The sequence below is a fragment of the Phycicoccus sp. Root101 genome, assembly GCF_001426245.1.
In the GTDB taxonomy this organism is placed as follows: Bacteria; Actinomycetota; Actinomycetes; order Actinomycetales; family Dermatophilaceae; genus Pedococcus.
Genome location: NZ_LMCM01000006.1, coordinates 605,737 through 628,000 on the forward strand (window position 1 = coordinate 605,737; position 22,264 = coordinate 628,000).

The following is a 22,264-nucleotide window of genomic DNA, read 5'->3' on the forward strand; positions in this document are numbered from 1 at the left end:
AGCCCTGCCATCCGAACCGCCCACGAGGAGAGATGAAGCTCATGACGGAACGACAGATGAACAGTCAACAGACCCGAAAGCCTGCAGCGCGAAGTCGCGTCGTCGCAGTCACGGGAGCATCCGGAGGCATCGGTCGGGCCACCGCGATCGAGTTCGCCCGGCAAGGGGCCGCAGTCGCGCTCGTGGCCCGCGGCGAGCAGGGCCTGAAGGCTGCCGCCGAGCAGGTGCGGGCCGCCGGTGGCGTGGCACTGGTCGTCCCCACGGACATGGCCGACCCTGCGCAGGTACAGGAGGCGGTCGACCAGATCGAAGCCGAGCTTGGCGCGATCGACGTCTGGGTCAACGTGGCATTCACGTCGGTCTTCAGCCGCTTCGACCACATCACCCCTGCGGAGTTCGCGAGGGTGACCGAGGTGAGCTACCTCGGCTACGTCTACGCGTCGATGGCGGTGCTCCCCCTGATGAAGGGCCGCGGTAGGGGAACCATCGTCCATGTCGGTTCGGCGTTGGCCTACCGCGGGATCCCGCTGCAGACCGCGTACTGCGGGTCCAAGCACGCGATCCAGGGCTTCCACGAATCGCTGAGGTGCGAGCTCCTGCACGACAAGAGCCCGGTCAAGGTCACCATGGTGCAGATGCCGGCCGTGAACACACCGCAGTTCTCCTGGGTGCTCTCGCGGTTGCCCCGCAGACCGCAACCGGTGCCGCCCATCTACCAACCAGAGGTGGCCGCACGGGCGGTCGTCCATGCTGCAGATCATCCCCAGCGGCGCGAGTACTGGGTGGGGGGCAGCACGGTGGGCACCCTCATCGCCAACGCCGTCGCCCCAGGGATCCTCGACCGCTACCTGGCCCGCACCGGAATGTCGTCACAGCAGACCCAGGAGCCGCAACCGTCGGACGCACCGGTCAACCTGTGGGATCCGGCCGACCAGGACCACGACTTCGGAGCACATGGCAGGTTCGACGCACGCTCGACCTCCCGCAGCCCTCAGGTCTGGGCCTCCCAACACCACGGAGTCGTCGGCGCGGGAGCCGCGCTGGTCGGCGGCCTGGTCGCCGGTATCTGGGCCAGGCGACGGTGAGGACCACGGTGCTCGACGAAGCACGGACCCGGTCTCCTCGATGAAGGTCCGCGACGCGGTGCGCCTCGGGTACGGATTCCTGCTCCTGACTCGTCCCGAGCGCGTGGCGAGGGTGCTGACCGGAGGCGGGTTGGACCGTCGGGCGCGCGTCACGGCGCGCATCCTCGGCGGCCGGCACATCGCCCAAGCCCTTCTGGTCGCGCGCGACGGCAGAGCCGCCGTGCGCCGAGTGGGCCGCGCCGTTGACCTGCTGCACGCCGCGAGCATGCTGCTGCTGGCCGCGTGGGCCCCGGACCGGACCCGCACGGCCATGGCAGACGCCGCCGTCGCCACCCTCTTCGCCGGACCCTCGAGTCCCACCGAGGACAACTCGAACGCCCTCGCCCCCCGTCGACGGCCCGCGACGCGGACGCCGCAGCCGTTGCTCGACCTCCCCGCACCCCCGCACCCGAAGGGAGTGCTCCCGATAGCGGACCGGGGACTGACGGGTGGCGCCGCGCTACGAAGGCGGCACCGGCACGAGCGTCAGGATGCCCTGAGAGAGGTGCTCGCCAAGTCCCCCGGCCTCAACCTGGCGCAGACCCGGGCAGCACTGGTGAGCGCTCTGGAGGCCCGAGGGCTCGGCGTGCCGCCAGAGCCCTGGTTGGAGGCCGCCGCGATCGACCTGGTCAACGGCAACATCTATGTGGTGAACGGTCCCGCCATGCAGGACACCGGGTTGGAGCTTCCCCCGCACGGCCCCACCTGACCACCGCCACCTACGTCAGGTGGGGAGCCCCAGAACATAGGCATCCTCACCCTCGGACGGCTCCCCAGCTGCCTCCGCGAACGATTCCAGCGTCCGGGCCAGAGCCCGACGGCTGGTGGGGCTCATGTTCTCCATCACCGCCAGGATCGACTCGCGACGGTAGGCCATCACGCGCTCGACCACGTCATGGCCACCCTTCGAGAGCTCCAGCGCCAGGTATCGACGGTCTGCGGGGTCCTCCGTGCGCTCGAGAAGCCCTGCGACCACCAACCGTTCCACCGTCCGGGTCGCGTTGGACGGGTGGACACCTAGGGCATCGGCGACCTGCCCGAGGTTCAGTGTCCCGCGACTGGCGACGAGGACCAGGACGCGCAGCTGTGGCAACGAGACGATGTCCTCCACCTCAGCCACCGACCGGGCGATCACCCCTACGAGCACCCGCGCCGCACGCATGACCGCATCGGCCTGCCGGTCTGGGTCATTGACACTTGCCACCGAATCACCACTCATGACACGAGTATGCCAGCCGTTGCAGCCACTCAATCGTTGCGCTTGTGGATTCATTCTTGGCGTGTCATCCTCGCTATAGTTGCACCCGCGCAATCGTTGCACCACGGCACCGACCTGTCAGGAGCCCTTTGTGTCCACACGTCATGACCACCACCCACCCAGCGCCTCCCATGGGATCGATCGCTTGGTGCGAAACGTCGCCCACGGACGGTTCGAGCGGAGCCTGTCTGCCTTGACCGCCGCCGGAGCCCTGATCACCGCCGCGGAGATCTACTTCGAGCACGACAAGGCGAGCTTCGGGAACCCGTGGATGTGGACACCAGTCGTCCTGGGACCGATAGGCGCCGCCGCAGGCGTTGCAGGAGTGGTGAGCCAGCGCGCCGCCAAGACCGCGCTGCCCATCGCCTCGGCCGCGATCGTCGCCAACGGACTCCAAGGCACCTACCTCCATGCGCGAGGCGTGGCCGACAAGCCGGGCGGATGGCGCAACTGGCGCTACAACGTGGAGATGGGCCCTCCCCTGCTGGCCCCCCTGCTGGTCACCCTGGTCGGCGGGATGGGCGTGGTCGCAGCCATTCTCCGGAGGGAGAAGTGAAAGGTGCACGCGGCCAAGGGGTTCCGCTGCCGTTGAGCCCCGAGGACGGCGGTGGCCGCTACCCGGGATTCGACACCCTTGCCCAGTCGCAGCACTGGGACGCCGCCACGACCGGAATCGTGGCGCCACGGATCGGGATCCCCGCCGACCTACGCTTCTTCACCCTTTCGGAAGAAGCCGCGGCGTGCGCCCTCACCGACCAGCTGCTGGGGCAGCGTGAAGACCCTCGCGTACCGGTGGTGCGGATGATCGACGCTCGCCTCGCCGAAGGCCAGGGGGACGGCTGGCACCACGTCCACATGCCCCCGGACGCCCAGGCCTGGCGAGACAGCCTGGCCGGGATCGACGCCGATGCACGCAACGCCTTCGGCGCCGACTTCGCAGAGTGCAGGTGGCTTGACCAGCTCGCGGTCCTGCGTGCCGTCCAGCATGCCACCGGGTCATGGCACGGCATGCCGGCCGACTCGGTATGGAGCCTATGGACCCGCTACGCCGACACCGCCTTCTACTCCCATCCCTTGGCGTGGAACGAGATCGGTTTCGGTGGCCCCGCGTACCCGCGCGGCTACAAGAACCTCGGCGTCGACGCCCTGGAACCGTGGGAGGTCAAGGACACCCGTCGCCAGCTCGACCCCCTGCGTCCGCGGGGCAACCAGTGAAGGGACTCGACGGCCGCGCGGTCCGCAGCCGGAACGAGTCCGCGTGGCTGGTGCCGGCCGACGGTCGCGACGTCAACCACCAGCTGCGCTCCGACATGCGCACCTTCGACGACGATGACGAGGTCGACCTCGTCATCGTCGGCTGTGGTGCAGGCGGCTCGACGCTGATGCAACGACTGGCGCGCCGGGGCTGGCGGGTCGTCGCCCTGGACGCCGGCCCGTTCTGGGACCCCGAGCGCGACTGGGTCAGCGACGAGGCCGGTTCCCACCACCTGTACTGGAACGAGCCCCGCGTCATCGCCGGTGAGAACCCGGTCCCCCTGGGCTCGAACAACTCCGGGCGTGGCGTCGGCGGATCGATGGTGCACTTCGCCGGGTACACACCTCGGTTCCACCCCAGCGACTTCCACACCAGGACCCAGGACGGGGTGGGAGCCGACTGGCCCTTGCAGTACACGGACCTGCGCCCCTACTACGAGGACATTGAGGGCGAGCTGCCCGTGGCCGGCGAGGACTGGCCCTGGGGGGATCCGCACCGATACCCCCACTCGGCGCACCCGGTCGGCGGCAACGGCGAGGTGTTCCTGCGGGGCGCCGAGGTGCTCGGCATCCCGGTCAAGGTGGGTCCGGTGGCGATCGCCAACGGCCGGTTCGGACATCGCGCGCACTGCATCTACAGGGGGTTCTGCCTGCAGGGGTGCAAGGTCAACGCCAAGGCTTCGCCCCTGATCACCCACGTCCCCGACGCCCTCGCTCACGGCGCGGAGGTCAGGGCGGACTCGATGGTCACCCGGGTGGAGGTGGACCAACGGACCGGCCTGGCCACGGGTGTGCACTTCGTCCGACGTGGCAGGGCACGCTTCCAACGAGCGCGCATGGTGGCGGTCGCCGGCTACTCCATCGAGACCCCACGGCTGCTGCTCAACTCAGACTCCGCCAGGTTTCCCCAGGGCCTGTGCAACGACTTCGACCAGGTGGGCCGCTACCTCATGGTGCAGGGGGCGCCCCAGACCGCGGGCAGGTTCGACGGCGAGGTGCGCATGTGGAAGGCGCCCCCGCCCGAGGCCAGCACTGAGGCGTTCTACGAGACCGACCCGGCCAAGCCGTACAAGCGCGGCTTCTCGATCCAGACGGTGTCCCCGCTGCCCATCACCTGGGCAGAGCACGTCTCGGCTCAGGGCCATTTCGGTGCGGACCTGCGCCGGTACATGAGCGACTACCCGCACTGGGCCTGTCTCGGTGCGCTCTGCGAGTTCCTCCCCCGGCCGGGCAACCGGGTCACCCTCTCTGACGAGCGGGACCGCCACGGACTGCCGGTGGCGCACTTCTCGTACTCACAGGGCGACAACGACCGCATGCTCCTGAAGGCGGCCGGTGAGGTGATGGAGTCGATCCTTCGCGCGGCAGGTGCAGGTGAGGTCATCACGATCAACCGCTCCGCACACCTGGTGGGGGGCGCCCGCATGGCCGCCAACGAACGCGAAGGTGTCGTCGATGCGTCATGCCGCAGCTTCGCCGTCCCGAACCTCTACATCACCGACGGCAGCGTCCTGCCGACCCAGGGCGCCGCCAACCCCGCACTGACGATCATGGCCGTCGCCGCACGAGCCGCCGACCTGCTCGCCGCTGGAAGTCGCGGCGGTGCCCCGCGCAGGGACCCGGAACGGCAGGCGGACCAGAACGCTCGCTCGAGGACCTCACGCGCCCACTGAGACGGGGCCCACCCGTTCGATCACAGGAGTAGACATGGCAGCACAGACGGTCGCCGACCACCTGCTGGAACGACTGCGTGACTGGGGAGTCGAGCACGTGTTCGCCTTCCCGGGCGATGGCATCAACGGCATCCTCGCCGCGTTCGGGAGAGCAGACAACACACCTCAGTTCATCCAGTCCCGACATGAGGAGATGTCCGCGTTCGAGGCCGTCGGCTACGCCAAGTTCAGCGGCCACGTCGGTGTCTGCATGGCCACGTCGGGCCCCGGAGCCATCCACCTGCTCAACGGGCTGTACGACGCCAAGCTCGACCACGTGCCGGTCGTGGCCATCGTCGGACAGACGGCGCGCAGCGGCATGGGCGGCGCCTACCAGCAAGAGGTCGACCTGCTCACCCTGTTCAAGGACGTCGCCGGCGACTACGTGCACATGGTCATGGTGCCGGAGCAGCTGCCCAACGTGCTGGACCGCGCCATCCGTACCGCTGTGGCGCAGCGCGCGCCGACGGCCATCATCATTCCCTCCGACGTGCAGGAGCTGGAGTACTCCGCCCCCACTCACGCCATGAAGATGGTCCCCTCCAGCCTCGGGGTCCGGTGGCCCGCGGTGGTCCCTGACGACGAGACCATCCGCGAGACCGCTGATCTGCTCAACAGCGGTGGGAAGCCTGCGATTCTCATCGGGCAGGGTGCCCGCGGCGCGGCGGACGAGATCGGACAGGTCGCCGAGATCCTCGGTGCGGGTGTGGCGAAGGCCCTGTTGGGCAGGGACGTGCTGTCGGACGACCTGCCCTGGGTGACCGGTTCGATCGGCCTGCTGGGCACCCGGCCCAGCTACGAGATGATGGCGGACTGCGACACCCTGCTGACCATCGGGTCGAACTTCCCCTACACCCAGTTCATGCCGGCGTTCGGGCAGGCGCGCGCGGTGCAGATCGACATCGACGGCAAGTTCATCGGGATGCGATATCCCTACGAGCTCAACCTCGTCGGCGACGCTGCGACGACGCTGCAGGCGCTGATCCCGCACCTGCACCGCAACGAGAACCGCGCCTGGCGCGAGACGATCGAGGGGAACGTCGCCGACTGGTGGGGAGCGATGGAGCGCGAGGCCATGGTGGACGCGGACCCGGTCAACCCGCAACGGCTCTTCCACGAGGCGTCCAGACAACTGCCCTCCAATGCCATGGTGGCCGCGGACTCAGGTTCGTCAGCGAACTGGTACGCCCGACAGCTGAAGTTCCGGGGAGACATCCGCGGCTCGCTCTCGGGCACCCTCGCGACGATGGGGCCCGGCGTGCCCTACGGCATCGGAGCGAAGTTCGCCCACCCCGATCGGCCTGCCGTCGTCTTCGCAGGTGACGGAGCCATGCAGATGAACGGTCTGGCGGAGCTGATCACCATCAAGCACTACTGGGAGCATTGGAGCGACCCGCGACTGGTGGTCGCCGTCCTGCACAACAACGACCTCAACCAGGTCACGTGGGAGATGCGGGCCATGGAAGGCGCGCCCAAGTTCGTCGAGTCCCAGCGACTGCCGGACGTGGACTACGCCGCCTTCGCGGAAAGCCTTGGCCTGCAAGCGATCCGCGTCACCCACCCAGGACAGCTCGAAGACGCCTGGAGGCGAGCGTTCGCTGCCGACCGCCCGACGGTGCTGGACGTGCACGTCGACCCGGACGTGCCCCCCGTGCCCCCGCACGCGACCTGGACGGAGATGAAGGCCACGGCACGGTCGATCCTCGGGGGCGACGAGGACCGGTGGGGTGTCATCAAGGAGGGCGTGAAGACCAAGGTCGCCGAGGTCATGCCCGGCGGTGACAGCTGATGTGCCGAGACCAGCGCGCATGACCGCCAAGCGGCTCCGGGGCCAGTCCCACCCGGTCATCGACGACGTGGACGTGAGCGTCTACACGGTGCCGACCGACGCACCCGAGGCGGATGGCACCACCACCTGGGACTCCACGACGGTGGTCCTGGCGCAGGTCAGGGCGGCCGACGTCGTGGGAACGGGCTGGACCTACGCCCCCGCCGCGGCGGCCGCGCTCGTCACCGAGCTCCTCTCCCCCGTGGTGTCCGGTGCCGACCCCCTGGACGTGACGGGCCTGTCCCAGTCGATGATCCGCGCGGTGCGCAACGCCGGGCGTCCCGGCTTGGTGTCCTACGCGATCAGCGCCGTCGACGTCGCCCTCTGGGACCTCAAGGCCCGCTTGCTCGACCTACCCTTGCACCGCCTCCTCGGCTTGGTCCGCCATGACGTGCCGGTGTACGGGAGCGGCGGCTTCACCACGTACGACGCCGCACAGCTGGACCACCAGCTCACTGGCTGGTGCGGGCAGGGCATCCCGCGGGTGAAGATCAAGATCGGCGAGTCCTGGGGCACCCACACCGGGCGCGACCTCGAGCGGATGCGCCATACGCGCACAGTGATCGGGCCGGAGGTCGAGCTGTTCGTGGACGCGAACGGCGGGTACTCGGCGAAGCAGGCCATCCGGTTGATTCGGGCCGCAGACGATCTGGAGGTGCGGTGGTTCGAGGAGCCGGTGTCCTCCGACGACCACCAGGGACTGCGCCAGGTACGCGACGCCATCGATGCCGATGTCACCGCCGGCGAGTACGGGACGGACCTCTACTACTTCCGTCGCCTGTGCCAGTCCGGGGCGGTGGACTGCCTCCAGGTTGACGCCTCCCGGTGCGGCGGCATCACCGAGTGGTTGCGTGCGGCGGCTGTTGCGGCGTCCTTCGGACTGGAGGTCTCCGGGCACTGCGCTCCCCACCTGCACGCCCACGTCGCTGCAGCCACCCCGAACCTTCGGCACCTCGAGTGGTTCCACGACCACGTCCGGATCGAGACGATGTTCTTCGAAGGCACCCTCGATCCCGCGCACGGTCACCTGACACCCCGCCCGGACTCACCCGGCCATGGTCTGACCCTGCGGGAGTCCGACGTCATCCCGTACAGGGTGGCGTGATGGACTCACGAAGGACCTTGGGTGGGGTCGCCGGCTGGCTGGACGACCGCACCGGTGCAGCCAAGCCCATCGGCCACCTCCTGCGCAAGGTCTTCCCCGACCACTGGTCGTTCATGCTGGGCGAGCTGGCGCTGTACTCGCTGCTGGTGCTGCTCGTCACCGGGACGTTCCTCACTGTGTGGTTCGTGCCGAGCAGCGGCACCGTCGTCTACGGGGGGTCCTATGCGCCTCTTCGCGGGCTCACGGTCAGCGAGGCCTACCGGTCGACCGTCGACATGTCCTTCGACGTGCGCGGTGGGCTCCTGATCCGGCAGGTCCACCACTGGGCTGCACTGCTGTTCACCGTTGCCATCGCCGTGCACATGATGAGGGTCTTCTTCACCGGTGCGTTCCGAAAGCCCCGCGAGCTTAACTGGGTGATCGGCGTGAGCCTGTCCCTGCTGGCCATCGTCGAAGGCTTCGCCGGGTACTCCCTTCCCGACGACCTCCTGTCGGGCACGGGTCTGCGCATCGCCAACGGCCTCATGCTGTCCATCCCGGTCATCGGCTCGTGGCTCGCGTTCGCGGTCTTCGGCGGACAGTTCCCCGGCGACGACATCATCCCGCGCCTGTATGTGGCCCACATCCTCCTGATCCCCACCCTGCTCGTGGGGCTGGCACTGGTGCACGTCCTGATCGTCGTCGTCCAGAAGCACACCCAGTTCGCCGGCCCCGGCCGCACCAACCGCAACGTCGTCGGCTTCCGACTCATGCCGACCTACCTCGCCAAAGCCGGTGGGTTCTTCTTCATCGTCTTCGGGGTCACCGCCCTCATCGCAGCCCTGGTCACCATCAACCCGATCTGGATGTTCGGTCCCTACGACCCCACGGCGGCCTCCGCCGGGTCGCAACCGGACTGGTACATGGGTTTTGCCGAAGGAGCCCTGCGGCTCATGCTGCCATGGGAGATCCACGCGTTCGGCCATACGCTCAGCCTCAACGTCCTCCTCCCTGGGGTCCTGCTGATCCCGGTGATGTACGCCGTCACCGCCGCGTACCCCTTCATAGAGCGATGGGCGACCCGCGCCGGCCCGCAAGAGCACCACCTCCTCGACAGACCGCGGAGCGCACCTACCCGTACGGCGATCGGTGCCGGTGCACTGACCTTCTACGTCGGCCTGTTTCTGGCCGGCGGGAACGACATCATCGCGCTCAAGCTGCACCTGTCCATCGAGGCGATCACCTGGTCGCTGCGGATCCTGGTCGTCCTGGCGCCCTTGGTCGTGGGGTGGACGACACGCCGGATCTGCCTGTCACTGCAGTCACGCGACCGCGCAACGGTCCTGAAGGGTCGTGAGACGGGCACGCTGGTGCGCACGGCCGGTGGCGGGTTCTTCGAAGCACACCGCCCACTGTCGACGTACGAGCAGTGGCGCCTGGTGGCGCACGGGCAACCCGACGTCGCTGCTGGAGATGGACAAGATGAGCGCCTGCCGACGTCCGACTCGGCGGAAGACGCTCCTGACCGCAACGTCCTTGGCACGCAGGCAGCTCGCCTGCACGTCACGGGGCTGCGTGGGCGGCTGAGTCGCGCAGCGGCAGGCCTCTACTTCTCGGACCAGGTCCCCACTCCGTCCCCACCGGACCAGCGCCGGGCCGAGGACCTCCTTCGGGAGGACCATGACGCCCTGCGGCACGAACGAGTAGGCGGCCCGAACCGCCTCGGGCGCAGCTGACTCCCGTCGGAGAAATAGTGTGCGGCATCGCATCTGTTGCGGGCGCGCACATACTTGGGCAGGCTGCAGTCAGGCCTCTCGGAGGGAGCACTCCCTCGCTGGACACCGGGGCGGGCTGACGACGACAACAAGGAGCGGACGATGACCGACTCGATCGATCGCATTGCGGACATCTGGGGCCCCCTGACCCCGCACGCGCGCGGCACGGCGTGGCCCGCCCGCGTCGACACCCACCTCGAGGAAGGAATCACCCCGGACTCGGTCGACCGGTGGGTCCAGTCGGCGTGCCTGCTGTGCAGCAACGGATGTGGATGTGACATCGCAGTCAAGGACGGCCGGATGGTAGGGGTGCGGGGACGTGGCGGTGACGTCGTCAACCACGGACGGCTGGGACCCAAGGGCTTGTACGGCAGCACGCCGTGGGCATCGTCCCCGGATCGCCTGACCCGACCACTGGTGCGGCGGGACGGGGTCCTGGTGGAGACCGACTGGCAGACAGCCATGGGCACAGTCGTCGAGGTGAGCAAGCGCCTTCTCGAGGAGAAGGGGCCGCTGTCACTCGGTTTCTACACCTCCGGGCAGCTGTTCATCGAGGAGTACTACGCCTTGGCCGTCATCGGCAAGGCCTGCTTGGGAACACCTCACATGGACGGCAACACGCGGTTGTGCACGGCCACGGCTGCGGCATCGTTCAAGGAGAGCTTCGGCGCCGACGGGCAACCGGGCTCGTACACCGACATCGAGCACTGTGACGCGATCTTCCTGTTCGGCCACAACATGGCCGAGACGCAGACCGTCCTTTGGACCCGGATCCTGGACCGGACGCGTGGTCCGAACCCGCCGACCATCGTCTGCGTCGACCCGCGCCGCACACGCGTCGCCGATGAGGCGATCCGCACGGGGGGCGTCCACCTCGCGGCCAAGGTGGGCACCAACCTGGCGCTGATGAACGCGTTGACCCGTGAGCTGTTCGTCAACGACTGGGTCGACCACGAGTGGGTGCAGGCGCACACCGTCGGGGTCGAGGACCTGCACGAGACGGTCGAGCACTGCACGCCCGAGTGGGCCGGTGAGATCTGCGGTCTTGATCCTGAGGACATCCGACGYGCGGCGCGRATCTTCGGTGAGAGCGACCGCGTGCTGTCCACGGTCCTTCAGGGCTTCTACCAGTCTCACCAGGCGACAGCGGCGTCGGTCGCGGTCAACAACCTGCACCTTCTACGCGGGCTGATCGGCAAGGTGGGGTCCGGTGTGCTGCAGATGAATGGCCAGCCCACGGCCCAGAACAACCGCGAGTGCGGGGCNTGGGTGCAGGCGCACACCGTCGGGGTCGAGGACCTGCACGAGACGGTCGAGCACTGCACGCCCGAGTGGGCCGGTGAGATCTGCGGTCTTGATCCTGAGGACATCCGACGTGCGGCGCGGATCTTCGGTGAGAGCGACCACGTGCTGTCCACGGTCCTGCAGGGCTTCTACCAGTCCCACCAGGCGACAGCGGCGTCGGTCGCGGTCAACAACCTGCACCTCCTGCGAGCGCAGATCGGCAAGGTCGGCTCCGGTGTGCTGCAGATGAATGGCCAGCCGACGGCCCAGAACAACCGTGAGTGCGGAGCCGACGGCGACCTGCCCGGCTTCCGCAACTGGGACAACGCCGCCCACGTCCAGGAGCTCGCCGACCTGTGGGACGTCGATGCGTCGGTCATACCCCATTGGGCTCCCCCGACCAACGCCATGGAGATCTTCCGCCACGCCGAGGAGGGCACCATCGGCATGCTGTGGGTGTCGGCGACCAACCCTGCGGTGTCCATGCCCCAGTCAGCCCGGATGCGCAAGATCCTCGGCGGCGACCAGTGCTTCGTCGTGGTGCAGGACCTCTTCCTGACCGAGACCGCGCAGCTGGCCGACGTGGTGCTCCCGGCCGCGGGCTGGGGCGAGAAGACCGGGACCTTCACCAACGTCAATCGCACCGTGCACCTGTCCGAGAAGGCTGTCGAGCCCCCAGGTGAGGCCAAGAGCGACCTCGAGATCTTCACGCTGTACGCGGAGCTGATGGGCTTCACCGACCGCTCGGGCCGGCCGTTGCCGTCATGGCGTACCCCTGAAGAGGCATTCGAGGCGTGGAAGGAAGCGACGGCCGGACGCCCGGTCGACTACACGGGACTGAGCTATGACCAGCTCCGCGGCCCCAGCGGCATCCCCTGGCCGGTCAACGCCCAGACCGCACCCGACGGCACCGACCGGCTCTACACCGACGCCGTCTTCCCCACCCACACGGACGAGTGCGAGACCTACGGACACGACCTGCTCACCGGAGGTGCCGTCACCGAGACCGAGCACCGTGCCCTCGCTCCTGCCGGCCGGGCCTTCCTCAAGGGGTGCGAGTGGACCCCCGCCCACGAGGTCCCGAGCGACGAATACCCGTTGCTGTTCACCACAGGTCGGACCGTCTACCAGTTCCACACGCGGACCAAGACCGGTAGGGCGCGCAGGCTCAACGAGGCCGCACCCGATGCCTGGGTCGAGCTCAGCGCCGAGGCTTCCTCAAGGGGTGCGAGTGGACCCCCGCCCACGAGGTCCCGAGCGACGAATACCCGTTGCTGTTCACCACAGGTCGGACCGTCTACCAGTTCCACACACGGACCAAGACCGCTAGGGCGCGCAGGCTCAACGAGGCCGCGCCCGACGCCTGGGTCGAGCTCAGCGCCGAGGATGCGGCAGGGCTCGGTGTCGCCGAGGGCGACGTCGTCCGCGTCGAGTCACCCCGCGGCGCCATCGAGGTTCAGGCCCGCGTGGGCCGCGTCATGAAGGGCGCGGTCTTCGCGCCGTTCCACTACGGCACCTGGGACCTCACCGACGCCGAGCTCGACAGCCCTTCACGGCAGGCCAACGAGCTGACCATGACCGTGTGGGACCCCGTGTCCAAGCAGCCGTACTTCAAGACGGCCGCCTGCCGAGTGGTCCCGACGCCGAGGTCGACAGCCCTTCACGGCAGGCCAACGAGCTGACCATGACCGTGTGGGACCCCGTGTCCAAGCAGCCGTACTTCAAGACGGCCGCCTGCCGAGTGGTCAAGGTGCGCGACGGCGACGGCCCCTCCCCCGCTCCCACCACGGCGGCCTCCGCCCCCGCTCAAGCCGACGTGCCACCGACCCGCGGAGGAACACCCACCTCCAGCGTCGTCCTCGACCCCATACCCCTTTATCCGAACGACCCTGCGCAGGCACCCAGGTCCGGACGCGTCCCTGTCCTGCCGGAAGGCGACGCCAGAACGTCGGAAGGGGGCCGGTCATGAGCACCCACCTCGCGACGTATGTCGCGCTCATCCACGCCAGCGAAGCCACCTTGGCCGACTCCTTCGACACTATCGGCCAAGGACACGCGAACCATCCAGACGTGCTGTTCACCTGCCAGGCCCTGGCCAAGATGAGCCGGCAGCACGTGGCGAAGCTGCAACCCGTTGCGGCCAGGTACGGCGAGGCCTCGGACGTCGAAGAACCACAACGCCTGCATGCTTCGGGTGTCGGCGAGGTTCGCAGTGGAGCCGTCGGCCTGCTGCGCGACCTGCAGGACCTCCACATGCTCGCGACCCTGGTCGACAGCACCTGGACGGTTATCGGACAAGGGGCGCAGGGACTGCGTGACGAAGAGCTGCTGTCCATCGAGAAGGCCGCACGCAAGGACGTCTCCCGCCAGCTGGCGTGGCTGGTGACCCGGATGAAGTCCGCCGCACCCCAGGCCCTGATCGTGGCTCCCCTGGCGACCCCGCAGGCATCCACCCCCATCCGGAGGACCTGAACGTGTTACCGCACCTGCCCTTGTGGGCGGAGCTGCTGCTCTTCGTCGCGAGTGCAGCCGTGATCTGGGTCGCGGGCATCCCGCTTTCCAACTACACGGACATCTTGGCCGACCGGCTCCACCTCGGTCAGGCGCTCGGTGGTCTCATCCTCCTTGCCGTGGCGACCAACCTCCCTGAGATCGCCATCACCTACAGCGCAGCGGCCAGCGGCAAGCTGGACGTGGCCGTGAGCAACATCCTCGGGGGCATCGCGATCCAGACGGTGGTCCTGGTGGCGTTGGACGCCTTTGGTGTCCGCGAACGACGTCCGCTGACCTACCAAGCCGCGAGCCTCACCCTCGTGATCGAGGGCGCGATCGTCCTTGCAGTGCTCGTCGTCGTGGTGATGGGCACCCAGCTGCCCAAGAACCTCGTCGTCGCCCGGCTGTCGCCCGACGTCGTCCTCATCGCCCTGGTCTGGGTGCTGGGCCTCATGCTGACCCAGGGGGCAGGGGGCAAGCTCCCCTGGTCCAACAGCGGTGAAGCACCCGACAGCCAGCCGAAGCCTCGCGGACACTCGCAGAAGACCCGCTCAGCCGAGGCAACCCGCAAGGGCGTCAGCACCAAACGCGTCGTCCTCATCTTCGGCGCCGCAGCGTTAGCCACCTTGGTCGCCGGCGCACTCGCCGAGGAGAGCGGCACGGCGGCTGCCGACCAGGTCGGCTTGTCCGGGGTGCTCTTCGGTGCCACCGTGCTCGCCGCTGCGACGTCGCTGCCAGAGCTCAGCACCGGCCTGAACGCGACCCGGCAAGGCGACTACAAGCTCGCCTTCGGCGACATCTTCGGCGGCAACGCGTTCCTGCCGGTGCTGTTCCTGCTGGCGGTCGTGGTGTCCGGCAAGGCCGTCCTGCCCAACGCCCACGCCGCCGACATCTACCTCACCGGCCTGGCAGCGCTCCTGACAGTCGTCTACATGGCCGGCCTGATCTTCCGTCCAGCGAAGCAGCACGCCCGTCTGGGCATCGACAGCATCGCCGTCCTGGGCCTGTACGTCGTCGGTGTCATCGGCCTCGTCGTCCTCCCGCAATAGGACCGACACACGGCTCGTCTCGGCGCTCCTGGCGGCACTGGGCCTGCCACCTCACCGTCGGTCGCGAGCGTTCAACACGATCGAGTCTCTGACCATGGGACGTCCAAGGACCGACGCGCCCTTCACGCAGCCAACTGACCTCTTCCCCGCATGGGAAGTGACTGGCCCTCCTTCGGACGTCCGCGCACGTCAGCGGACCTACAGGGACCGGCAACAAGCCCGAAACGCGGCCCCTTAGTCAAGCAGCTAGTCAAGCAGGCCTCTCCGACGAGCCCCAACGAAGAAGCTCCTGACCGGCGTTTCCGCAGGTCAGGGGCTGTCTCGTACTGGTGGGCGATACTGGGTTTGAACCAGTGACCTCTTCCGTGTCAACGACTTTCACACCGTCCGTGGCCGTCCGCCAGGGTCCGTCTCAGCACGAACCACTCCCCCACCGTCCCCCGACGTCCGCCCAAATCCGCACCGATTGTCACTCACTTAGTCACTCACCCAATTCGTGCCCTCGGGCAGCCCCCCACCGCCGCAGACCACTTGCGTTGACTACTGATCTCCCGGGGCACTACCTCGATTCTGCACCCGCATCGACCGCACTCGGAATCCCGTCGAGCCCGCGTCTTCCCGCCCACCATATGCGCGCCTTTCAATCCAACGGGGCCTGCGTCGCTCACTGCAGCCGGAAGCGATCGCTTGAACCACCGCGTTCCGGCAACAAACCGGCGGCGTCACAACCTCGCAAGGGTCGCGACCGGCCAACTCATGAGCTGTCGGTTGGCGGTTCAAGCCCGACCTGCCCCTCACATCGTTGGCCGAGGTCAGCGTCCTACGCGCGTCCTTTCGCCCTCTCGGATCCGCCGTAATCTCGCCGGTATAGGCATTTGTGGCACATGCGCATCGAGCAGAGCGCAACGGAGTCCAGGTCGTCACCGAATAGCCCCGGCGTAGACGTCAAGCATCTGGCGGCCGAGACCTGCCCCAACATCCGCTGCACAGGCCTTGACGTTGCTCCTGCCGCGACGGCCATAGTCACTGCTCGGCAGCACCGGATCAACCGAGTATGGATTTGACACCTTCGGGGGAAGGTCTCAGCGTGAGAAGCCGATGGCATCGACGTAGGCATAAGCGCGGGCGGTCGAGACGGGCGAGAGGACCACCTTGACGGTGTGCTTGCCGTACGTGACGGGCGCACTCCAGAGGGTCTGCCGGTACACCGTGCTCGCGGAGTACAGGTCCACGGTGGCCTTCAGCGAACCATCAACGTAGACCTTCAAGCGACCCGAGTTCGCCGCCTTCATACCGATGACGCTGATGCCGGAGGTCCAGACCGCGCTGGATGACAGTGCCGCGCCCGAGGTCGCGGAGCGCCGGACAGTACCGGCCCACGACGAGCTAGACGTTACGTCCGCCCAAGCGCCGGACTTAGTCAGTGAACGGTCATCGGTGGGCCAGAGCATCGAACTGACAGCGGACCATGATCCGATGCGGCCGAAGTTGTCCTTGGCGCGGACCCGGAACTGACGCACCGAACCCGCCGTGGCGACGTAGGTCTTGCTGGCGGCCGTGCCCGAGCTGAACGCAGTCCAGGCGCCGTAGGTCCGCGTCCCGGTTGATGACACGGTCACCACTCGGGCCTGCACCTCGAACGACGTGGTCGTACCCGGAGCGGGGCTCACCGCCTTCCACGTAACGGGAGCGGTCGTCGTCGCCGACACGCTTGAGGCAAGTGCGGCGTTGGTCATGGCCGCGCTTGGAGCCTGTGTGGCCATCCTGATCGACCCGGCGATGACCGAAGTGCCGTCCACGCCCACCGGAGAACCAGAACCGTCGCTGGCCACACCCGTGAGCGTCCAGGTGTAGGAGCCGTTGGGCTGCAAAACTCCTGCACCGCTCTTGCCGTCCCAGATGGCAGACCGGATCGAAGCGTTCGTGGTGGTGCCGCCCGTCAGGGTGCGTACAGCAGTGCCAGCGGAATTCTTGATGACCAGCGACCACGAGGACAGGTTCTTGGTGAGGTCGATCTGCGGCGACCAGGTCGTCGACTGACCGGACACGTTCGGGGCGAACACGCTCGGCAAACCCATCAGTCCCAGCAGCCGAGGCTTCGACTTTCCAGCGTTCAGGGTCGCTGGAAGCGAGCCGACCCGCGCCTGCTGATCGCTGTTCCCGACCCAGGCGACCTTTGCGCCTTCGACATCCCACGCGAAGGGGTCGGAATCGGTCGTGATCACAACCGGGGCGCTGCCACTGACTCCGTTCCACGCCTTGAGCGTGCTGCCTTCGCTGAAGACGACGATGCCGTCGTCAACCTTGAGAGTGTCGGGCTGCGCGGTCAGGGAGCCGGTGACGGTGCCGGTGCGTGCATCCCGGACCTTGATCGCACTGGCCCCGTCGAAGTACGCCAGCCGGTCACCCCACATGCTCACAGCGCCGGCAGTGTCAGACCACATTCCCAGTGACTTCGGGTTGGTGGCACTCGTCGCAGCTGACAGATCACGAATGTAGAGCTTGCCCGAATAGGAGTAGAGCAGCCGCGAGCCAAACAGCGCCACACTCGATGATCCATCGGGAAGAGTTGCCAGGAGCGCTCCATCTGCGCGCCTGATGGTGTACGTCGAAGGACCCGCCCCGTAGTTCAAGAGCCCGACGTACGGACCGCTGGCCGCAATGATTCCCGAACCGTGAGCGGTGTACGTCTTGGTCTGTCCATCGAAGAACGTCACGTCGTACACGTCCGGTGCTGGGCTGCCCAAGCCTGTCTCGAGGTACGTGCGTCCCGCGGTGGCGAAGTCGAAGCCGTACCAGAATGCGGCCTTGGCGGGGAAGACCGACTCGCTGCCGACCGGCGACGTGAGCGCACGACTCCACACGGTCTCGGGCGCAGCGCCCAGACGCACTGCATCCTGCCGCTGGTCAGCCCCCCATAGGCGACCCGCATTCAGATGCAAGAAGGTGGGACCGACGCTCACTCCCGGGCTCGCCACACGCGGCCCGACGGCTCCCGTTGTGCTCACCGCGTACAGCCCGCTTACACCAACACCGGACCCCCACACCTTGAACCCGGAAGGGCCAGCGGCGATGTAACCAAGAGCCACACCCGATGGCACCGACACGGACGAAACTGTGGTGCCCGTAATGAGATGCGGCAAGGGACTGTTGACGAGGGTCGCGGTGTCGTTCGCCGCCCACACGGGGTAATCCGGGGTTGGCACGGTGACCTTGCTGACCGCGCCACCTGATCGAGAGAACCGGTACACAGTTGCCGTGGTGGCGTAGTCCCACGCAAGAAGCACGACGGACGAGGGAGTGACATTGATATCTGGCCTAGAGCCAACCATCGGCACAGTACCCAGCACCGTGGCAGCTCCGCCCTTCGGCGGAACCGAGGTGATGGTGAGGGTCCTGCTGCCGTCGGCGAGAGTCTTGTCCTGGCAGAAGATGATGGCCGTGGCGTCTAGTGCACACGGGGGGTTGTCAAGCGCGTAGTCGCGCCTGTAGACGACACCGTTCTGGACGTATTCCGAGTAGAAAGCGTCCTTAGCGCTGTCGTACTGCCCCAAGAGGTAACCGTCGTCACTGACGAAGTCGAGCGAGCCGTCACGCAGGGGCTCAGTCGACTTCACCCCTGTGACCGGATCGAGACGGGTGAGTTGGTTGGTCGCCGAGTCCAACGAGTACAGCTTCGTGCCGGATGACTCCCAGGCCCCGCCATCGGGGTCGAATGAAGTCAAGGGTGCCCCGTCGACGCTCCGATACAGCTGCGGCCCGGCAACGATCGTCGTCCCAGCAGAGACGAGCAAAGGACTCATGCTCGTTGAAGTGGCCGAGGCAAGCGGAACCGCGACCGTGTCCGGTGGGTCCGCCACTGCGGGAGTCGCGACTAGCCCGAGGGCGGCGGCTACCGCCGCCGCCGTAAAGAAGACCGTCCCCCGCCGTGCCCGATTCACAATGACTCCGATCAGAACGCTCGCCCCGCCTCGGGACCAGATCGCGTTCAACTCGGCGAGTTATATCAGCACGCTGGTCGCACGCACCCGCACCTTCGAGAAACCGCGACATAGTCTCAAATTGCGGCATCAATCACGCCGCCAGGGAGGGCCCGCGGACGAGAGAGCGCAACTCCATCGGCCTGGTCCTCACCGTGCCTCTTGGCGGAACGTGGTCCCACGTGAGTGGCCGTACGCCAAGGCAGATCCTGCACCGAGCCGTTGCAGAGATCATGGCAATCACATAATTGGGCCCCTCGCGTGGACCTCGAACTCTCAGTGGAGTAGAAGCTATTCGCGACGCGATTCCAGTATGGGCTTAGACGTCGGCCACGATCGCGTGCACGGGCGCGCCTTGGGACTCTGACCGCTCCCCAGCCAGTATGCGAGGCGCCTGCAACGGCATCGTCACCCCACGGTCCAAGTGTGGCATTATCGTTCGGGGCACGGCGCGGATCACGTGTGGTGACGGGTTGCCAGTCCGTCACGTAGACCCGGGCGTCAGTCACCCCACATCTATCCGCCGCTTGGCGACCATGCCGGCCGCGGCGGTGTCATTAGCGCAAGTTCCGGTTCCGGGTCGTGGGTCAGGGGCTACCGCGCCCGGTGGACCGTGTTCCATGACTGCAAGGTGGCGCGCAGGATGAGGGCGGTGATGAGAAGTCCGATGATGGGGTCGGCGATGGGGAATCCCAGAGCTATGAACCCGGTACTGACGATGATGCCGGCACTGACATACCCGTCCGCCCTGGCGTGGTGCCCGTCCGCGATCAGTGCCGCACTGTCGAGTCGGCGACCGGCACGCCACCGGATGAGTGCAGCGACCTCGTTGCCGATCACGCCGGTGACCCCTGCCAGTAGAAGGGCCCATAGGTGGTTTGGAGTGCTTGGGCTCAGGAATCGCTCGACGACCTGTTCGAGGGCCAGGATGGCGCTGACGAGAATCACCCCGACGACGAAGTAGCCCGACCACCGTTCGGCTCGGCGGCTACGCAGGACGAAGGCGGCCCCGAGGGGAATCGCCGTGAGGGCATCGCCGCCGTTGTGGATGACATCGGTAAGGAGCGCGACGCTGCTGCTTGCCCGGAACATCAGGAACTGAGCGCACGAGGTGATCAGCAGGACGGCCAAACTCACTGCGACGGCCTTGACCCCGGCCCGGGACCTGACGATCGATGGGTCTACCAGCCCATGTGTGTGCCCGTGCCCGTGGGTGTTGCCGTGCTTAGTGCCTCGGCCCGACTCGTGGTCGTGGTCCTGGTCGTGGTGACCGTCGTTGCGCCCACGGGCCCCATCGGCTGCATGGTTGGGCGAGGGAGTTGCGGTCACATCTATTAGTGTCTGCGTGTTCACGCACATAAGCAAATTGACTAGCATGGCTCCCATGCATGACTCGCTCCGGGAATTCGAGATGCCTAACGACGAGGAGGTTCAGCTCGCCGCTGACGCCTTCCGGCTGCTTGCTGATTCGAATCGGATCAAGATCCTGTGGGCACTGCTCCAGGGCGAGACCTCGGTCAACTGCCTGGCCGAGCTGGTCGATGCAAGCGCGTCCAGCGTCAGCCAACATCTTGCCAAGCTGCGGCTCGCTGGCCTGGTCACCGTCCGCCGTGAAGGCACGTTTGCCTACTACGCCGCCGCGGACGCCCACGTGCGTCGGCTGTTGGATGAAGCCTTGTTCCATGCTGATCACACCGCCAACGAGATCGCCGATGGTCAACCCCACGATCATCGACGCCCAGCGACGGTCGGCGCTCGCACCTGACCTCGGCACGAGCGAGCAGATCCGGGCGGGTCTTTTCGCCGCCATGGCCGTGGGTTGGAAGCCTCCGCAGTCCGCTGGACGAGGACGCCTGAATGCCGCCCCCACTCGGGGGACAGTCTTCAGCGGGTGACTACGACCCGGGTCACTCCTTGGGTGGGGGCCATCCCGGTGTGCTCCGCTCAGGTACGCCACGTCGAAGCCCCCCGTCGTCGGTCACCCAACTTCAAGTCGGCTGACCGTCTCCGGGTCTTCGTCGCCACCGAAGTACTGCTCGAGGACAGCGCGGAACACCGCATTTTCCTCGTCCCTGTCCGCTGCATGCTCGAAGAGGGTCATCGACGAACGCAGCTTTTGGGCGTCGATGCCGCCTAAGACCAGCGAGGGGTCGTCGCCGGGCAGGTCTCGCAGCGCGTTAGCGCACTCGAGCAGCCGCGGACCGAGGACCCGGTGGTCGAGGTAATCCCGCGCCTCGTCGAGCCCAGGGATTGCGTAGAACCGCGACATCGGGCTGTGTCCGAGCCCGGCTACCTGGGGAAAGACGAACCACATCCAATGACCGCGCTTGCGCCCCGAACGCAGTTCAGCCAGCGCCGCCGCATAGGCGCTGCCCTCGTCGTGGGCTGTCAGGAACCGCGTCAAATCGAAGGCCATGCCGACAGGTTGCCCGATCCGGCCCCTGCGCGCGGACTGCTCTGCGTCCCGCCCCCATCACCGGCATGAGAGTGCGTATCGAGGCGCGTCCTTTCGCCGCCTGCGCTGCAATGCCGGATGCCGTGCACCGGGTGGGGTGATGCCGCGCTGGGAGTGGGTCTGGGCGCACGCTGGCGTGACTTTCGCACGACGTTGCCGGCGCCCGGTAGCGCTCACGACGGGGAACCGGGTGCGTGGTCTCGCGTGGCCGGTGGAGGGGAAGCGTTTGAGCGGTCTGAGCTCAGTGAGTCAACCGCTGGCGAGGTGGCCTTGCCTTGGAGGTCGGCTGACCACTCATCCTCGATGCGGCCGAACACCCATACCGAGATCGCGATGATCCAGGTCAAGACGAACAGGGCGAGATCGCGTATCCCACATAGTTCAGGACAAGTCTGTGAACGCCACGAGGGGCCCGTAGGCGAGGCCCAGCTTGTCGCTGAGGATGGAGCAGCTCGATCGCGCCGATGATCAGTGCGACGCGACGGAGAGTCCGGTGTGGTGATGTTGTGCAACACCTTGCGGACGGGTTTGGAGAGAGCCCAGCCGTAGCCGAAATTCATGAAGCACCCGTCGATGGTCCAGCAGGCTCATCTCGGCCGCGAACACGAGCGGCTAGGTGAGGATCGCGTACCAGGGCAGATTCAACGCGGCGGCCCCGCCGCGAACACGAACAGCCCGACCTCGGTGTCGGTGTCGGTGTCGGTGTCGAAGCCCAGTCCAAACAAGAGGCTGACGTAATGACGCGCGCGAACGCGCCGCCGCACCCGCGCCACCCGCGCATGCCGAAGAGTGCGTCGACATGGTCATGCTCGGTTCCATGCGTGCCCTTGCCAGCGCAGCGACGGGCCATTGAACCAACAGGTACACCCCACAGACTCCCCGTCGTCCGTCCGCTGGTGGTCGCGTGCTGGGGGCGGTGACAACCTTTTTGGTGAGCTCGCCGCTCTAAGGGCACGCGAGGACGACTT

The 22,264-nt window shown here is 67.2% G+C and carries 17 protein-coding genes and 1 pseudogene; 14 read left to right on the forward strand and 4 right to left on the reverse strand.

Annotated features, from left to right (window positions below; all coding sequences use genetic code 11):
• Window positions 1-56 precede the first annotated feature (56 nt).
• A complete protein-coding gene (locus ASC58_RS10260) occupies window positions 57-1,085 on the forward strand; it encodes an SDR family oxidoreductase (RefSeq protein WP_056917118.1) in 1,029 nt (342 codons plus the stop codon).
• A gap of 40 nt (window positions 1,086-1,125) precedes the next feature.
• Window positions 1,126-1,833, forward strand: a complete 708-nt coding sequence (locus ASC58_RS10265; RefSeq protein WP_056914665.1) for a hypothetical protein — start codon at window positions 1,126-1,128, stop codon at window positions 1,831-1,833.
• Window positions 1,834-1,848: 15 nt separating this feature from the next.
• On the opposite strand, the gene ASC58_RS10270 is transcribed toward ASC58_RS10265, so the two are convergent.
• Window positions 1,849-2,343, reverse strand: a complete 495-nt coding sequence (locus tag ASC58_RS10270; protein ID WP_056914666.1) for a MarR family winged helix-turn-helix transcriptional regulator — start codon at window positions 2,341-2,343, stop codon at window positions 1,849-1,851.
• A gap of 232 nt (window positions 2,344-2,575) precedes the next feature.
• Between ASC58_RS10270 and ASC58_RS10275 the strand changes: the two genes are divergently transcribed.
• The 11 genes and pseudogenes from ASC58_RS10275 (at window position 2,576) to ASC58_RS10325 (ending at window position 14,861) form a co-directional block, all read left to right on the forward strand.
• Entirely contained in the window at window positions 2,576-2,938 is a 363-nt protein-coding gene (locus tag ASC58_RS10275) for a hypothetical protein (protein WP_235529174.1), read from the forward strand.
• A gap of 32 nt (window positions 2,939-2,970) precedes the next feature.
• The gene (locus tag ASC58_RS10280) at window positions 2,971-3,597 is read left to right on the forward strand and encodes a gluconate 2-dehydrogenase subunit 3 family protein (protein ID WP_235529175.1); all 627 of its coding nucleotides are present in this window, start codon (window positions 2,971-2,973) and stop codon (window positions 3,595-3,597) included.
• Window positions 3,594-5,309, forward strand: a complete 1,716-nt coding sequence (locus ASC58_RS10285; RefSeq protein ID WP_082553144.1) for a GMC family oxidoreductase — start codon at window positions 3,594-3,596, stop codon at window positions 5,307-5,309. Before ASC58_RS10280 ends, ASC58_RS10285 begins: the two co-directional genes overlap by 4 nt.
• A 34-nt stretch (window positions 5,310-5,343) precedes the next feature.
• Complete coding sequence (locus ASC58_RS10290; RefSeq protein ID WP_056914668.1) at window positions 5,344-7,137, forward strand: thiamine pyrophosphate-requiring protein; 1,794 nt, start codon at window positions 5,344-5,346, stop codon at window positions 7,135-7,137.
• Window positions 7,138-7,156: 19 nt separating this feature from the next.
• Window positions 7,157-8,281 carry an enolase C-terminal domain-like protein gene (locus ASC58_RS10295; RefSeq protein WP_056914669.1) on the forward strand — a complete coding sequence of 375 codons (1,125 nt, stop codon included), beginning with the start codon at window positions 7,157-7,159 and terminating at the stop codon, window positions 8,279-8,281.
• Window positions 8,281-9,996, forward strand: coding sequence for a ubiquinol-cytochrome c reductase cytochrome b subunit (locus ASC58_RS10300; RefSeq protein WP_157598426.1), 1,716 nt, complete (start codon window positions 8,281-8,283; stop codon window positions 9,994-9,996). The genes ASC58_RS10295 and ASC58_RS10300 overlap by 1 nt, the downstream gene beginning before the upstream one ends.
• Window positions 9,997-10,137: 141 nt before the next feature.
• Window positions 10,138-11,300: molybdopterin-dependent oxidoreductase (locus ASC58_RS21595; protein ID WP_157598449.1), on the forward strand; the 1,163-nt coding region annotated here is incomplete at its 3' end.
• A 142-nt stretch (window positions 11,301-11,442) separates the two neighbouring features.
• A pseudogene (locus tag ASC58_RS21600) lies at window positions 11,443-11,967 on the forward strand (molybdopterin-dependent oxidoreductase); the annotation flags it as partial.
• A 623-nt stretch (window positions 11,968-12,590) separates the two neighbouring features.
• On the forward strand, window positions 12,591-13,001 hold the full coding sequence (locus ASC58_RS21605; protein ID WP_235529176.1) for a molybdopterin dinucleotide binding domain-containing protein: 411 nt from the start codon (window positions 12,591-12,593) through the stop codon (window positions 12,999-13,001).
• A gap of 283 nt (window positions 13,002-13,284) precedes the next feature.
• Window positions 13,285-13,791, forward strand: coding sequence for a hypothetical protein (locus ASC58_RS10320; protein WP_056919183.1), 507 nt, complete (start codon window positions 13,285-13,287; stop codon window positions 13,789-13,791).
• Between the two features lie 2 nt (window positions 13,792-13,793).
• Window positions 13,794-14,861 (forward strand): sodium:calcium antiporter, encoded by a 1,068-nt coding sequence (locus tag ASC58_RS10325; protein ID WP_082553146.1) that lies wholly within the window; start codon window positions 13,794-13,796, stop codon window positions 14,859-14,861.
• 1,082 nt (window positions 14,862-15,943) lie between these two features.
• On the opposite strand, the gene ASC58_RS10330 is transcribed toward ASC58_RS10325, so the two are convergent.
• Both ASC58_RS10330 and ASC58_RS10335 read right to left on the reverse strand, forming a co-directional pair.
• Window positions 15,944-18,586, reverse strand: coding sequence for a FlgD immunoglobulin-like domain containing protein (locus ASC58_RS10330; RefSeq protein ID WP_162246837.1), 2,643 nt, complete (start codon window positions 18,584-18,586; stop codon window positions 15,944-15,946).
• Between the two features lie 849 nt (window positions 18,587-19,435).
• Window positions 19,436-19,978 carry a cation diffusion facilitator family transporter gene (locus ASC58_RS10335; protein ID WP_056919185.1) on the reverse strand — a complete coding sequence of 181 codons (543 nt, stop codon included), beginning with the start codon at window positions 19,976-19,978 and terminating at the stop codon, window positions 19,436-19,438.
• 247 nt (window positions 19,979-20,225) lie between these two features.
• Here ASC58_RS10335 and ASC58_RS10340 point away from each other — a divergent pair, with 247 nt between their 5' ends.
• A complete protein-coding gene (locus ASC58_RS10340; RefSeq protein WP_056919289.1) occupies window positions 20,226-20,606 on the forward strand; it encodes a metalloregulator ArsR/SmtB family transcription factor in 381 nt (126 codons plus the stop codon).
• A gap of 213 nt (window positions 20,607-20,819) precedes the next feature.
• On the opposite strand, the gene ASC58_RS10345 is transcribed toward ASC58_RS10340, so the two are convergent.
• Window positions 20,820-21,257: a DUF1810 domain-containing protein gene (locus tag ASC58_RS10345; RefSeq protein WP_056919186.1), complete on the reverse strand. Its 438-nt coding sequence runs from the start codon at window positions 21,255-21,257 to the stop codon at window positions 20,820-20,822.
• Between the last annotated feature and the right edge of the window lie 1,007 nt (window positions 21,258-22,264).

Coding starts and splice junctions, on each gene's coding strand:
- ASC58_RS10340 (WP_056919289.1), top strand. CDS start 20,226: ATGCATGACTCGCTCCGGGAATTCGAGATGCCTAACGACGAGGAGGTT.
- ASC58_RS10295 (WP_056914669.1), top strand. CDS start 7,157: ATGACCGCCAAGCGGCTCCGGGGCCAGTCCCACCCGGTCATCGACGAC.
- ASC58_RS10270 (WP_056914666.1), bottom strand. CDS start 2,343: ATGAGTGGTGATTCGGTGGCAAGTGTCAATGACCCAGACCGGCAGGCC.
- ASC58_RS10320 (WP_056919183.1), top strand. CDS start 13,285: ATGAGCACCCACCTCGCGACGTATGTCGCGCTCATCCACGCCAGCGAA.
- ASC58_RS10300 (WP_157598426.1), top strand. CDS start 8,281: ATGGACTCACGAAGGACCTTGGGTGGGGTCGCCGGCTGGCTGGACGAC.
- ASC58_RS10345 (WP_056919186.1), bottom strand. CDS start 21,257: ATGGCCTTCGATTTGACGCGGTTCCTGACAGCCCACGACGAGGGCAGC.
- ASC58_RS10290 (WP_056914668.1), top strand. CDS start 5,344: ATGGCAGCACAGACGGTCGCCGACCACCTGCTGGAACGACTGCGTGAC.
- ASC58_RS10260 (WP_056917118.1), top strand. CDS start 57: ATGAACAGTCAACAGACCCGAAAGCCTGCAGCGCGAAGTCGCGTCGTC.
- ASC58_RS10265 (WP_056914665.1), top strand. CDS start 1,126: ATGAAGGTCCGCGACGCGGTGCGCCTCGGGTACGGATTCCTGCTCCTG.